This is a genomic window from Rhodopirellula sp. SH410 (assembly GCF_055811895.1).
Genome location: NZ_CM147949.1, coordinates 6,125,384 through 6,139,265 on the forward strand (window position 1 = coordinate 6,125,384; position 13,882 = coordinate 6,139,265).

At 54.8% G+C, this 13,882-nt stretch carries 10 protein-coding genes; 2 read left to right on the forward strand and 8 right to left on the reverse strand.

Translation table 11 applies throughout. The annotated features are described in order from the left end of the window. Positions 1–2: 2 nt before the first annotated feature. The 8 genes from SH410x_RS22560 to SH410x_RS22595 form a co-directional block, all read right to left on the reverse strand. Positions 3–1,310 (reverse strand): hypothetical protein, encoded by a 1,308-nt coding sequence (locus SH410x_RS22560; protein WP_473670264.1) that lies wholly within the window; start codon positions 1,308–1,310, stop codon positions 3–5. Then, positions 1,291–1,653 (reverse strand): hypothetical protein, encoded by a 363-nt coding sequence (locus SH410x_RS22565; protein WP_473670265.1) that lies wholly within the window; start codon positions 1,651–1,653, stop codon positions 1,291–1,293. Before SH410x_RS22565 ends, SH410x_RS22560 begins: the two co-directional genes overlap by 20 nt. 24 nt (positions 1,654–1,677) lie before the next feature. Continuing rightward, the gene (locus SH410x_RS22570; protein ID WP_473670948.1) at positions 1,678–3,075 is read right to left on the reverse strand and encodes a golvesin C-terminal-like domain-containing protein; all 1,398 of its coding nucleotides are present in this window, start codon (positions 3,073–3,075) and stop codon (positions 1,678–1,680) included. Positions 3,076–3,108: 33 nt separating this feature from the next. Beyond that, a complete protein-coding gene (locus SH410x_RS22575) occupies positions 3,109–3,381 on the reverse strand; it encodes a hypothetical protein (RefSeq protein WP_473670950.1) in 273 nt (90 codons plus the stop codon). Between the two features lie 128 nt (positions 3,382–3,509). Further along, a complete protein-coding gene (locus SH410x_RS22580; RefSeq protein WP_473670951.1) occupies positions 3,510–4,583 on the reverse strand; it encodes a leucine-rich repeat domain-containing protein in 1,074 nt (357 codons plus the stop codon). Between the two features lie 979 nt (positions 4,584–5,562). Next, complete coding sequence (locus SH410x_RS22585) at positions 5,563–7,923, reverse strand: PVC-type heme-binding CxxCH protein (protein ID WP_473670953.1); 2,361 nt, start codon at positions 7,921–7,923, stop codon at positions 5,563–5,565. Between the two features lie 101 nt (positions 7,924–8,024). Continuing rightward, complete coding sequence (locus SH410x_RS22590) at positions 8,025–9,269, reverse strand: hypothetical protein (protein ID WP_473670955.1); 1,245 nt, start codon at positions 9,267–9,269, stop codon at positions 8,025–8,027. 292 nt (positions 9,270–9,561) lie between these two features. Beyond that, a complete protein-coding gene (locus tag SH410x_RS22595) occupies positions 9,562–11,265 on the reverse strand; it encodes an arylsulfatase (RefSeq protein WP_473670957.1) in 1,704 nt (567 codons plus the stop codon). A gap of 281 nt (positions 11,266–11,546) precedes the next feature. Here SH410x_RS22595 and dinB point away from each other — a divergent pair, with 281 nt between their 5' ends. After that, positions 11,547–12,731: a DNA polymerase IV gene (gene dinB / locus SH410x_RS22600; RefSeq protein WP_473670959.1), complete on the forward strand. Its 1,185-nt coding sequence runs from the start codon at positions 11,547–11,549 to the stop codon at positions 12,729–12,731. 149 nt (positions 12,732–12,880) lie between these two features. Beyond that, entirely contained in the window at positions 12,881–13,684 is an 804-nt protein-coding gene (locus SH410x_RS22605; RefSeq protein WP_473670961.1) for a HugZ family pyridoxamine 5'-phosphate oxidase, read from the forward strand. Positions 13,685–13,882: the final 198 nt, after the last annotated feature.

Consider the following 13,882-nt stretch of genomic DNA (forward strand, 5'->3'; position numbering starts at 1 on the left):
TGTTAGGTAACTTTGGTTTTGGTCTTGCGATGGCGGAAGCCGTCGTTTCGCTGGCCTCGACGATGCCAGAAGGCGTCTCGGTCGTGCGTTTCGCTCAGGTCGTCCGCTTTGAGCTGCAGTAGTGGCTCAAGCGAATCGTCTCGCCAAAACTTTTCCGTCCCTTTGATCCGCTCGTTGATTTGCTTCTGAGCCGATTCCACGGGCGAGGTGGTCACTGGAAGTCCCGCACGCCGATAACGAGCATACTGCATCCGCGACGCGTTGTTGCTCAGGTAGGTGATGGCCCGACGCAGGTCTTCGGGAACATCTTCGTGACCGGCAGCTTGCTGTTGCATCGCCGTGATGACTCGATCGACATCACCGCTCCACGTCCACTCGAGCCACTGGATATACAACTGCCAGCCATCTTCGATCCGCCCGCAGGATGCGATCGCACCGCCGTAGACGTAAGCCAAGGCGTGCATGATGTCGACGATCGGCGTGTAGTGCGAGAAGTGACTCGACCACAGCGACCAGTTCACTTTCAAGCCGTCGCCCATGAAGGCTTTGATTTTGGCTTTGTTAAAACCACGCCGATACGCCTCGGCCGCCAACGCCAACCCGAGATGATCATATCCCAGTCGGGTCGCAACGATCGTTTGTACCAACGGATCACCGCCGCTCCAACGCTTGTGATCCTTGCGTGACGACTTGCTGTTTTGGCTGGCTGGTTCTGCCGAAGCTGATTGCTTTGATGACGGCTGGCTGTCACGCGATGGCTCACTCTCAGGTTCGCCTGAATCACTTGATGAACCGCTGCTGCGATGGATTTCATTCACTTTGGGAATAATCCACAGCGGATCTTTCAAACATTCTGGGACCTCGGGGTGAGGGTCCACGTCCGATGGCCTGGACTGATACGTTTGCAGCACGCCGGCCTGAGTCTCTCGCCACCAACGGTGCTTTTTGTCGCTCGGTTTGTCCTGCCCCCAAAGCGAATCGCGAATCTGAGCACGACCGCCGTCACCCTGTATCACTGCGGCACGTCCGCTCCAATCATTTGCTGGTGCATCGTGGCTTTGGCCGTGCTGTTGCTCGGGGATGCTCGCGGCGGTGTAGCGATCAATGCTTTGTTGCTGTTCGCCGAGTCGTTCGTTGCCGATGCGAATGGCGATCCGCTGACATTGCTTGGAAGAGATGGTCAGTTCAGCGAGGTCTCGCAGGTTGCGACTGGCCACCGCATAGGAACGGTCTCTCGCTGCGGCGATGGTAACTTTCTGTAGGACTGCGGGCGTTTGCTCGATGTCGATGTCACACTGCAATGTTCTCATCTGAGGGAAAAAAATCGAGGCGGCAAGCCTCGCAATGAGATACGTCGGTTTTGAATTTCACTTGGCCTCGTCTACTTTGCAGCGAGCGATGCTGAGCCTTTTTCGGTGTCATTTCCATACCGCATTTGGGACAGGCGGTCACCGGATCGGCCTCTCGAGACTGCTTGGCGAGCAGTTCGCTCATGACGATTTGCGTGACCCGGTCGACTTCCTCGATGGTCCGTTGCTCGATCGTCATCAAGTTGGCGTTGGCGAGATCGGGAATCCCGCCACCATCGATGAGCCGCTGCATGACGAGGTCAGCGATTTGTTGGGCGGTGGGTGTGGCTGATGCCGATTCCATGGCGATTCCCTCGAAAAGTGTTCTCTAAAGCTCCCAGCCTTCCCGGCTGCACGCCGCAAAGTGTAATTCATATCCAAATTCAAGCCGACCCCAATCCCAGCCGCAAACCCTGTCATGCACCCAGGTGGTCAGGGTGATCGGTGGCAGTTGCGGTCCGTCGTCATCGGGATCAGGTCGGGTTTCGCGAATGACGCGGCCCCAAGCGTCGTACTCGTAGGCGACCTGTCGGCCCAGCGGATCGGTCTGCAAGACAACCTCTCCGGCTTCGTTGTATTGATATTGGACGAGAGAGGGCTTTTCGACAATGCGGATCGCATCGGCAATCGCTTCGCCGTCCGCATTGTCGGCGAGTTGTACCGACAGCGTGCCACTGGAGATGGTGAACTCACCGAGTTTCTGCCAGACAGGGTCACCGGGGTTTTCTGGATCGTCGCCCGAGGGTGCGGAGGTTTGGTTGATGGAGGTGGAGTGTTCCAATGCGTCCCCATCGAAAACCGAGACGGGAGTGGCCGTCGACGCGGTCGCGAGGGCGGGCCACGTGATGTAGACATCGTAGGTGGCCGAATCCAGATCATCGATGGTCCAGGTCGCCGTATTGTCGCCGGTGCCCACGGAGATGCTGGAGTAATCGCCCGAGAAGCCGTCATCGGAATGGCTGGTCCAGGTGCCTGGTCCGGCGGTGGTGAACCCGTTGATCTCATCGTCGCTGAGCACACCATCACCAAACGCGGGGAGTTCCACGCTTTGGCGACGGTCTTGGTTGTCAAACTTGGTAAACGTCAGGCTGCCGGACGGGTCGATCGAGGCGACTTGATTTCCGGCGATGTCGTATCCGAACTGCCAAGTCGAGGCGACGCCGCCCACGCTCGGGCGCTGGATCTCGGTCATGCGGTCGAGGTTGTCGAACGCGAACGAGGTGGTTCGTCCGAGCGCATCGCTTTGCGAGGTTCTGCGTCCCAGAATGTCATAGACGTTCGTGGTCGCTGCGCGGCTGAGGGTGGACACGCCGGTGACCGGGTCGGCATGCGACGTTGCTGGAGCGAGTATTTGCGTGGCATGCCCGTAAGCATCGTAGTCGACGGTGGTGGTGTACCCGCGTGGGTTGGTGATCCCCGTCGTGCGACTGACATCGAAGACGAATTCAGTGGCTCGCGATATCCCGTCGATTGTGGGGTCGCGTTGCAAAATCATCTGACCTTGGGCATCGTACACATACTGAGTAACTCGATTGCCTCCATCGACGTTTTGCGTGCGCCTGCGAAGTTGGTTCGCGTTGTCATACGAAAGCGTCGTGGCGATGTAGCCTAACGCGGAGAGGGAAACCGGGGACTCCGTCAAGTCGATCGAAGCCGAGTCGTTGGATGCGGAAATGGCTGCAGTTTGTCGATTTCGGATATCGGTCGCGACCGTCTTTGGGAGCATCGGCAAGCTTGTTCCGTAGCCCTATCTCTTCACTCATCGAAAAAGTGCTTTAAGAGAGCTCAACGCAATTGGAACAACAGACAGGAAAAAAACTATGCCAAATAAATGAATAGCGATACCAGTTTTCATCGCTGAACGCCTTGGCAACCGCTGCTTAAGGCCGACCACCAAGGTAATCAAAGTAGTAGCAAATATTGACAATATGATGCCCGCGAACACTGAAACGGTAAATGGCAGGCCGAAATACAAAAAAAACACTACGTCAGGGTTTCCGGTGGCAGGGGTGGTATCTTTATCGATATTCACATAGAGAGAGACTCCCATAGCCACTACACACGCAATGAAAGGAGTCGCTACAATTATCCCTGGATATAGGCACGCATACCTCACGGCATGCCACCACGTCTCTTTTATGGGGGGGGGTGCCTTGGCAGTCATTGCTCGTCTTGAGTTGACTTGACGCTAAGACCTAGTATCACTTTCGAACGTGGAAGCGATTCAATAAACCGTCTGTCCTCGAAGCAGCATAATGAGAATGACCATGTGTTGTCACTGCAGAATTCCCCGGAGTCGTTTCTCCTGACGCCCACCCCGGTTCGTGGATTCACGGATTCGAAGATTCGGCTTTTGTTAAGTAATCCCTGAAGTTTTTCTTTCGAGATATGGCTAAAGTATTTGCAGGGAATGATAGACGCACCTGGATGATGCCGTGCATAAATCTCGTTATACGTCAGGCTGAACTCGAGAATACCAAGTTCGTCATTCTTCCAGCCCTCCTCCATTGGTGGTGTCAGCAACGCTGGCATCTTTGCCAGTTCCAACACGCCATCCATAGTTACAAGCGAGTCTTTAAGGTGCACGCTTCTTAAATTCTGAAACCTAGTGATCTCCTTGAGTCCATCATCGGTGATTCGGCATCCATGTAGGTTTAATTTTTCTAGAGGGGACGCGTGATCGAATGACTGGAAGCCAACGCCCGACAGATTGCGATGATTGGCGATGTGTAAATCGTGCAGTTGGCTGAGGCTGGACAATCGTTCCAAATCATGGTCATTCCATTCCATTTTCTGACGACCCTGATCACTGACCATCACTTTCTCACTACGAATCGCTTTGGTGTAGGGGGCGACAATGTCTAATGACCTAATTTCCGTGAATGACGCAACTAATTCTCTCGCCTCAGGTTCCATTCGGCAATGCCAGATTTCTAGCGTGCGCAAAGGCATACCTCGAAATGATCGCAGTGTAGCTTTATCAAGATCCATGTCACCAAGCGATAAATCAACGCAATCATTAACTTGATTGATATTTGCGAGCAATAAATCGCGAGCAGAGTTTCCGTCGGCCTCGACCTTAGATCGAGTGCCAGAAAACGTAACATTGAGTTTCCTATTTTGATCAATCGACCTCACAAATGATTGATGGGAAGTCCGTGTGGTCATGACATAAGCAATCGCTATAGTGACCGCAATAATCGACAGTGATACATATTTATAGTCTGATATCACGGCGTAGCTCCTCGTGTCGATTTTATTCCGGTTATGTCATGCAGCTCCACACAAAACGTTTTCGTCCTTTCGATACCGTGATAGAATTGGTGCGAGTGAGTACCTACCGCAGCCATATACGGGCTGGCAAGTGTCGCGGGGGCTGCTTGCCCTGCGATATCCGGGCGATTCGCCACCGAGACCATGCCTTCGATATCCGCAACGAGCAAGACGCGAGGCGTAAGCGTCTCCAAAAGTAGTCGACGTTTCGACGATTCGCTTTTGGCGGAAGTCCGTCGGGATTGGTTGCGTTGATTCATCGCTCAGGGCTCGCTCGAAAACAATTTGACGATGGCTTCGGTCAGGCGTGCCAGCCTGATGCGGCGGATCGACGATTGTGATAAGAATCCGACCGCAATGCGGAATCGATTGTCGCTCGGCTCTCCACGCCGATAGCGAATCATAAGTTGAAGCGAAGTCCCGGCCTCTCGGCCAGAACGAGGTAAGTGGTGACGGCCTCGTGCCAGCTGATACTCTGTTAACGAAACTTGTTTACTCTGTCAACAAAACTTGTTTTTACCGCTAGTCAAACGACCGGTCAAGAAAAATCCGTCAGAAGTTCCGGGAATACTTGATTCGCTAGCATCGACGTGAATCCGCCTAGCCCTTGAACATGCGAAGTATGATGAAGGACTAGCAACGTACTCATCGATATTCCATGGGCTCCCTTCGAAGCTGGTCCGGTCTCTGGGGCAACACCCGCATAAGGTAGTCGTAGATGTTGTAAGTGACAGCATCATCCGATTTGCCGATCGCGGGGACGTTGTTGCAGTTCAGCGAAACGCTTCGTAAGTGCATCGGTTCGTTCGGATACCCAAACGAGTGAGAGTTCTTTATCGTTTCCGAATGTACTTTCTCGGTCGAATCATAAAACAGACTACTCGTCTTTCTTGCGGGGAGCTACTCGGATGTTTGTGGCTGCCGCGGATTTGGACTTTGGCTACGAAGTTGGTTTTGCTTCCTCGTCCTGAGTTTCCGTGACAACTTCTACCTTGTTCCAGTAGGCCCACTCGTTCATCCAGTTGTTGGCGTTATTTTCAACCACGAGCGTGATCGCTTTTCCAACAAAAGCAGTCAAGTCGACCGAAACATCCAACCACTCGGTATCGTCGACGGTTTTTGAGCCCACGATTTGGTGGGTCAGCGTTTTCCCGTTGGCCAGAACTTTCAGTTGCCAGTCCCCGTGAGGATGATGGCTGACGCGAAGATTCAGCTTCGTTTTCCCGTCGGTGGGTACCTTTAGTTGGCGAACGAGACGACTGGGAGTTTCTCGATTAAGAGGGTGCGTCTGCACGGCAATTTTGTTACGAAAGACGTCGTGGTAAACCACGCCTCCCTCACCGACGCCGTCGACGCGAAAGCCTGGAGCCACTTTTTGCATTGTCCACTGCCATTCGGGGTTTGGATCCGCACTCTTTTTCGCCGCTTTGTTGAGATCAGCTTTCACTTTGCCTGACACCATGCGGCGAGCAACGAACTCTTGCAGTTTTGAGATTTTGCCGTTGACGACCAGCATCAAAGCTTCTTCTTGATGATCGGGAACCATTGGCTCCAAGCCAAACCAGTACATCCTTGGCAGGTTATTGTCCTCGATGTCTTCGGCATGCGAAACAAGCCCCTTGAGAATCGACCATCGATCCGAAAACGGCAATCGCTCAACAGCAGAAGCTAAATACAAACGTACAATTTTCGACGAATCAGATTCGGCCATCGCAGCGAATTTGTCGAGTATGTCGTCCTTCAAACCAGGGACGTTCTTCCGTGAAGGCACAACGTTTGAAGCACCTGATCCATTGGGTTCGAACGCATTGATCGTACTTTCTTCGGCGAGGAATTGGACTGCCCAACCACGAATGTATTCATCATCGTGATCGAGCAATGAGACCAGTTGATCCTGTCCCAGCCCAGCGGTTACGTGCAACGCCCACATCGCGCGAAGCCGTTTCGGCGATGTGGAACTGGTTTCGAGCAAAACCATCAACTCGCGATGAACGCTCTGCGCATCCATCGTTCCGCTCGCGGCACGGGATTGAAGCTGCGTTCTGGCTTGCCGGACGTACCAATCGTTGTCGTGCATTTGAAGCTTGACCAACTCGGTGTCGGACATCTCACGCAAGTTGGGCGGCGTGATCGGCTTGGCGCCCGCGGGCATGATTCGATAAACCCGACCGCTGTTGGGGAAATTCACGGCATTTCCACAGACATCCGTATCGTGCCAATCAAGAATATAGACGCCGCCTTCGGGACCGATTTCAACACTGAACCCGACCCACGCCCTATCGTTGGTCGGCATGAAGTCATCACCATGCTTGCCGATGAAGCTCGAGCCATTGGGGACCATGTAATCGGTCAGCACGGCGTGTTCATGAATATTGCACATGAACAAGTGATTTCTGTCGTTGTACGGAGCTGGAAACGCGTCAGCGAGGTAGAAACGCGCGCCGCCGTGAGCTGACAGATGCGTATGGTCGCGGATCGTTTTGATGTCATCGTAAACATACGGATTGATGTGGGGAAGACTTTGCTTGTGATACACGCCGCCCTGAACGATGTGAAACAGATGTGGGATCACGCAACAGGTCGCAAAACCCTGGCCGTGATCGTCAAAGTCAAATCCCCATGGGTTGGAGAGTCCGCGGGCAAAGATCTCAAACGTCTTATTCGTGGGGTGATAACGCCAGATACCACCGTCGATGAATTGTCTGTGGTCGTCAGCGTCACCCGGTTTGCCGACTTTTGATTGAGTAAAAACACCATGGCAACCGTAGAGCCAGCCATCCGGCCCCCAGATAAAACTGTTCAATGTTTCATGCCGGTCGTTGATGCCCCAACCGTCGAGCAACACCTCAGGTGGCCCGTCGGGTATGTCGTCGCCATCCCCGTCTGGAATAAAAGAGAGATTGGGTGGCGAACCCACAAACACTCCGCCAAATCCGCATGCCAAACCCGACGTAAAAGTCAGCTTGTCCGTGAACGTCTTCTTCTTGTCGAAGACGCCGTCGCCGTTGGTGTCTTCGAGTATTTGAATCCGCGTGACGGGGTCGTCGGTGTGTTGTCTGCGAGTTTGGTAGTTGAAATTCTCTGCGATCCACATTCGGCCACGATCGTCAAAACAGAACGCAATCGGTTCGGCGATGTCCGGCTCGGATGCGAAAATCGAAACGTCGAATCCGTCCGGGATCGCCATTTTGGCGACGGCTTCTGATGGTTTTAGAAACGGCGCGTCGCTCGTTCTATGTTGTTCTAGCGGAAGCTGGTTCTTGGAGTCCTGGGCAACTGACGATCCTGCAATTGAGAACATCGCGGCAACAGCCGTAATCCTGCAGAAGGTGTCTAACCCAATGCTTTTCGCCCACGGCAAGCAAGGTCGCCCAATTTCAAAAATGAATTTAGAAGGCATTCTCATTTTGCTCTCTCCACTTGCTCGGTCGTCTGTAGGTACTTGATCAAGTTGATAACTTCTTGTGATTTCATCGGGTCTAACTGGCCGTCCGGCATGATCGACTTGTCGGAAATCTTACGTTCCTCGATGTCTTCTTTGGCAATCACCACTCTTGGCTGCTGAGCTGTTTTCAAAACCAATTTGGTGTCGTCTTCCTCGGCGACGACGCCGTTGATCAGCCGCCCGTCAAGCGTTAGTACGGTAACCATTTTGTATCCGTCGGGCACGTCGTAGCTCGGGTCGACACTGTTCAACAAAATGTAATCCAAGTTGGCTCGATTGGAGCCGGTCAAATCCGGGCCGACTTTGCCGCCTTCACCATAGAGCAGATGGCACGAACCGCACGTATTCTCGAAAATGACACGTCCATGAGCGGCGTCGGCTTTGGCGAGTGCTGATGGCGAGAGCATCGCTTTGTACTTTGCAATTTGTTTTTCTCGATCAGCACCGATTGATTTGACCTCTCCAAAAACCTCAACAAACCGATTGCCGAGGACGCCCTGCAGTGAACGAGCCACATGAACCGGAATGTCATCTCGAGAGATTTTTCGGGACTGAATCGCCGCCAACAGAGCTTGTGCATAGCGTTGGCGTGTCGCCAGCGTTTCAATAACGGCTCTTTGCTGGTCTGAATCCATCTGTTGGTAACGACCCAGCAAAACGGAAGGACCCGTTGGGTTTTCAACCGTCGCGTATCCGCGAATCGCGTCGATCTGCAAACCGGGTTCATCCAGGAGCGACTCCAGTAAGGACGATGCGTCCTGATTGCGCAGAGACAAAAGCGAACGGAGTGCACGCCGCCTTGCATTGACATCTTCTGATTGATCCAACAACGTCTCAAGCGACTTTCGCGTTGCCGTTGGATCCCCAAAGACCTGCGAAAGCTGAACGGACAGTTCGCGAACGCTTTTATCATCGCTCCCCGTTAGTCGCTGGCTCAAGTTGGACCAGCCTGCGGGCGGTGAAATATTTCGGCGACCTTCCAGTCCGCTCAGCATGCCCCTCAGCAAGGATGCCTGAACAGCGGGATCGCTGCTCAAATCGATCGCATCGACGAGTAACACCAGCGATTTGGATTCGTCAACCAGGTCATCATTGCCTATGCCACCGACGGCATGGATCGCGAAAACAATCACGAACGAAAAGCGGACGGTCAGGAAGAATGCTTGCCAGCGAAATGGGGGGCGACTTTTATTGATCGACACTTCGTGAATCCGTACATTGGATGATGACTTTTTGTGTCACCCATCTTAGTTCATTTCCCTGCTGCGGGTGATGCCGCAGACCAACAGAAACAACCCAGCGCTGTCATCCGTATTCCCGAGCGCATCTGCGTTGCGGCGTCTATTGAGACGCCCAAATGACATGGACTGCGCACTTTCCAATGAGGAGATCGCCCCATTCCTGTCCGTAGAAGTCGCTTGGCCCAAAATGGTGATCGTGCCCATCAGCGCTGACCACGTCGCCCCATCCGCCGACGCTCTTTGACTGGTGAACCTAGTTGCGTTTGGGTTTTGCGACTGCTTGCCTCTCGGTCATGTCGATGGAGTACTTCGCTGCATCCATGGCCTTCTGACGCGCACCGGCTGGAAGATCGCGTGTCGCCAGTTCGGTGAATTCATCGACGTGGTGTTTCCACCGCGTTACAAGCTCCTGCAACTTGTCGGCCTGCGGTACGGCCAGGTCGTTCGATTCCTGGCGATCCACGGCCAGATTGTAAAGCTCCCACGGCTCACCAACGGGCGAGACTGCTTTCCAGTCGCCCCGGCGAATGGCTTTGTTACCATCGTGGAACCACCAAATCGTTCGGCGCCGAGCAGCATCGTCTTGCCAGAGCCTATCCTTTTGGGAGAACGCGGGCACAAGACTCTTCCCCGGAGCAGGCGGCGCGCCAGCCAGCGATTCAGCACCAGCCAATTCCAGCAGCGTTGCAGCGATGTCGATCACGTGCCCTGGATCTCTGCGGATTTCTCCACGCGCTGAGATGCCCTCCGGCCACGCCACGAGCAACGGCGTGGATGTGCCTCCTTCGTGTGTCCATGTTTTGTGACGACGAAACGGGGTATTGCACATTGTCGACCAACCAGGGCCGAGGCACAGATAAGTGCCGGCGGAACCGGGTACCAAGTCCCGATCGTGCCCATCATCGCGGACCATGATTTCGGCACTCGCGCCGTTGTCGGACAAGAACAACACAATTGTGTTCTCCCATTGGCCCATCTCTTTGATTTGATCAAACACGCGACCGATTTCGATATCCATGCGGTGAATCATCGCCGCATGAATCGACATTTTAGTGGCCTGGAATTTCTTTTGCTGGTCGTCCAGGCTCTTCCACGGAATTGGCTTGTTGACTTCTTTTTCACCAAGGATTTCAAGTGTATCGGGGAAAGAGTAGGGAGGCCCAAGCTCGCGTTCGACCCGCGACGGTTGGCTGACGGCCTTCGCATCAAGCAAGCCCAGCTGTTGCATGCGCCGCCAACGTTGCTCGCGAATGACCTCCCATCCGGGCGTGTAGGTGTCTTCGTAGACAGCAATGTCTTCGGGCAACGCGTGTAGCGGAAAATGAGGTGCGGCAAACGCGAGATAGTGGAAAAAAGGCGAGTCGGAATGCTGCCGTTGATGCTCGCTCAGCACTTCAATGGCGTGATCCGCCAGTGCCGTGGTCGCATAGTAGTCAGTGCCCTTTTCAATGGGCGGCAGTTTGACATCGTCTTTCCAGTGAGCGGTCGGATTGAAATAGCGACCTTGATCCTTCAAGTAATAGGAATGATCGAAGCCTGCTGCGATCGGCATGCCATCGAGATGCCATTTGCCGGAGTGGTACGAACGGTATCCAGCGGGTTTCAATAGCTCGGGAAGCAAGACCGCCCATGCAGGTCGAGACCCTCTATTTCCACCGGGAACGCTGGGCAAGACATCACGCCGGATCTGCTGCGCATAGAACCCAGTCATCAACGCACCACGCGTCGGCCAGCATCTCGCCGTGTTATAGAACTGACTGAATCGCAAACCGTTCGCCGCGATCGAGTCCAGGTTGGGCGTCGCGATCTCACCGCCATAGCAGCCGAGGTCGGAGAACCCCAAGTCGTCGGCCAAGATCAGCAAGACATTGGGCCGGGGCGCATCGGCGGCCGCTGCTGCGTTCACGAACAAGGCCGCGACCATGATCATTCCAATGTGTCGCAATCGAGATTTCATGTGGGCTCCAAAGGCGTTTCTTTCAATTCACTGATTGTAACGATTCAGTCGCGAAAGTGATCAGTTGGCCGAGCTGTTTTGCATCGACGCCCCATTGAGAGGCATGTCTTGCGTGTGGGCCAGGAAAGCAGAGCCATCGCGGGTGTCGGAACGAATCACCTGGCCCAGGATCTGGAGACCGTCGCGTTGTGGTCGCTCGAATCGTCGAGTCTATTATCACTGCCTAACTCACCAACGCGTTCCCATGTCAGGCTACGTTCCCCATCCCCCGTCAGCCCGCGATGATCCTGCACGTTGATATGGATGCATTCTATGCCTCCGTCGAAGAGCGAGAGCGACCTGAATTGGTTGGGCGTCCGGTCGTTGTTGGCGGCACTCCTGAGGGGCGTGGAGTCGTCGCAGCGGCAAACTACGCGGCGCGTCGATTCGGCGTGCACAGTGCCATGGCGACGTCCACAGCGTTGCGGCTCTGCCCCGAGCTCGTCGTCTTGCCCGTTCGGATAAGCCTTTACGCCCAGGTCTCTCGCCAGATTCGGGACATCTTTTTTCAGTACACACCGCTGGTGGAACCGCTCTCGCTTGACGAGGCTTTTCTCGACGTTGCCGGATGCGAATCATTGTTCGGTCACGCGGCACAAATTGCCCGGCGTATCAAAGATGAGATCATGGAAAAAACGTCGCTCGTCGCATCGGTGGGCGTTGCTCCGAACAAATTCCTCGCGAAGATCGCCAGCGACGTGCAAAAGCCAGATGGCCTCGTCGTCGTATCGCCCGATCAGATCCAAGCCTTCCTGGATCCACTGCCGGTGGGGCGTCTGTGGGGCGTCGGGAAGGTAACCGGCGGCGTATTCGATCGACTTGGCATTCAAACGATCGAGCAGCTCCGGCAACGCTCCGTGGAAACACTGCGGCAAAACGTCGGAACTCAGGGCGAGCATTTCTGGAAGCTGGCGCGAGGGATCGACAATCGGGCGGTTGTCCCCGACCGCGAAGCGAAATCGATCTCTCATGAAACGACGTTTGCGGCAGACATCGCTGACCGAGAGCTGTCGCGAGCGTGGTTACTAGACCTCACCGAACAGATCATGCGACGCCTGAGGCGGCAACAGAAGCAAGCGAGAACGATCCATCTGAAGATCCGTTTTGCCAACTTCCGGACGATTACTCGTTCTCAGACGCTCTCCGACCCTACCGATGTGACCGCCGAGGTCTGGCGGATTGCGAAACGGCTGCATGATGCCGCCCTTTCGGAAAGTCAGTCGAGCGTGCGTTTGATCGGCGTCGGAGTCAGCAATTTCAGCGGCGACCGCATGGTCCAACAGACATTATTTGACGCCGGCCCCGAAAACGAGGAACACGCGAAGCAGCGAAAGTTGGATGCGGTCACCGATGCTGTGCGTGATAAGTTTGGTCGTTCGTCGCTGAGCAAAGGCAACATGCGGTTGCGATCCCAAGCGGAGAACTAACGGCTCCGGACGACGCCGCAGAGCGATGAGGTCGTCATTCGAGCATTCCGGTTGCTCCGATTCGCGGCGGGAGTTCTTCGCTTCCCACGCGTGGTATCGTACCCGGGAATGAGAAATATAGAATTCAGCCTTTCGGGATCCCCAAGCCGATGACGAAACAGCGACAGCACGCCTACACGACGAAAGCGGAAGAGCCCAACCCGGCTCCTGAAACATCCTATGCCGAGCGAGCGCGAACGATGCTCTCGCTCAATCAAGTCGGTGTGATATCCACCCATTCGAAAAAGTGCCAGAGGTTTCCATTCGGCTCGACGATGCCCTACGCCCTGGACGATGTTGGACGGCCGTTGTTCCTGATCAGTGCGATGGCGATGCATACGCAGAATCTGAAAGCTGATTCTCACGCATCCTTGTTCGTCACCGCTCCCGAGGCCCAAAGTGATCCGTTAGGCGCCGGCCGAATGACATTGATCGGCAACGCCGAGCCCGTGCCGGAGGAGGAGGTCGCCGCGGCGCGAGCGGCGTATCTCGCACGCCACGAAAATGCCCGCTATTACGTGGATTTCGCGGACTTCTCCTTTTGGCGTCTGCATCCCATCGATCTCTATTTCGTCGGAGGCTTCGGTGTGATGGGCTGGGTCGAAATCTCGGAATTCGAACGGGCGATGCCGGATCCGTTGGCCGCAGCGGCTCAGGGGATCCTGCAGCATATGAATCGCGACCATTCGCCGGCATTGATCGATATTGTTTTGCACGAAAAAGGCATCGCCGCTTCCGAAGCCAAAATGACGGCGGTGGACCGTCTCGGCTTTCACCTTCGCCTGAAGACACCCGAACGCGTCCACTCGGTGCGCATCGGCTTCCCGAACGAGGTGCGTCGTGCGGATGAGTGCCGTGCTGAGCTCGTTGCGATGGTTACGCGGGCGCGAGCGGATACCGCCCCAAAAACGTGAGATCGTGCTGGCCTTCCGCCTTGCCCGCCTCCGCAGGAGATCCGCCCGACACAGACATGGCACCGGCAGGGTGTTTGACTTTGCACCCGATGCCGAGTGATACTGGGTTCTCACGATAGACCGAATCCCAGGTATTGAATTGCAGGATTGGGATTGATGCCTAACCGAACCGTTCGGCGATTTTAACTTAACCAATCG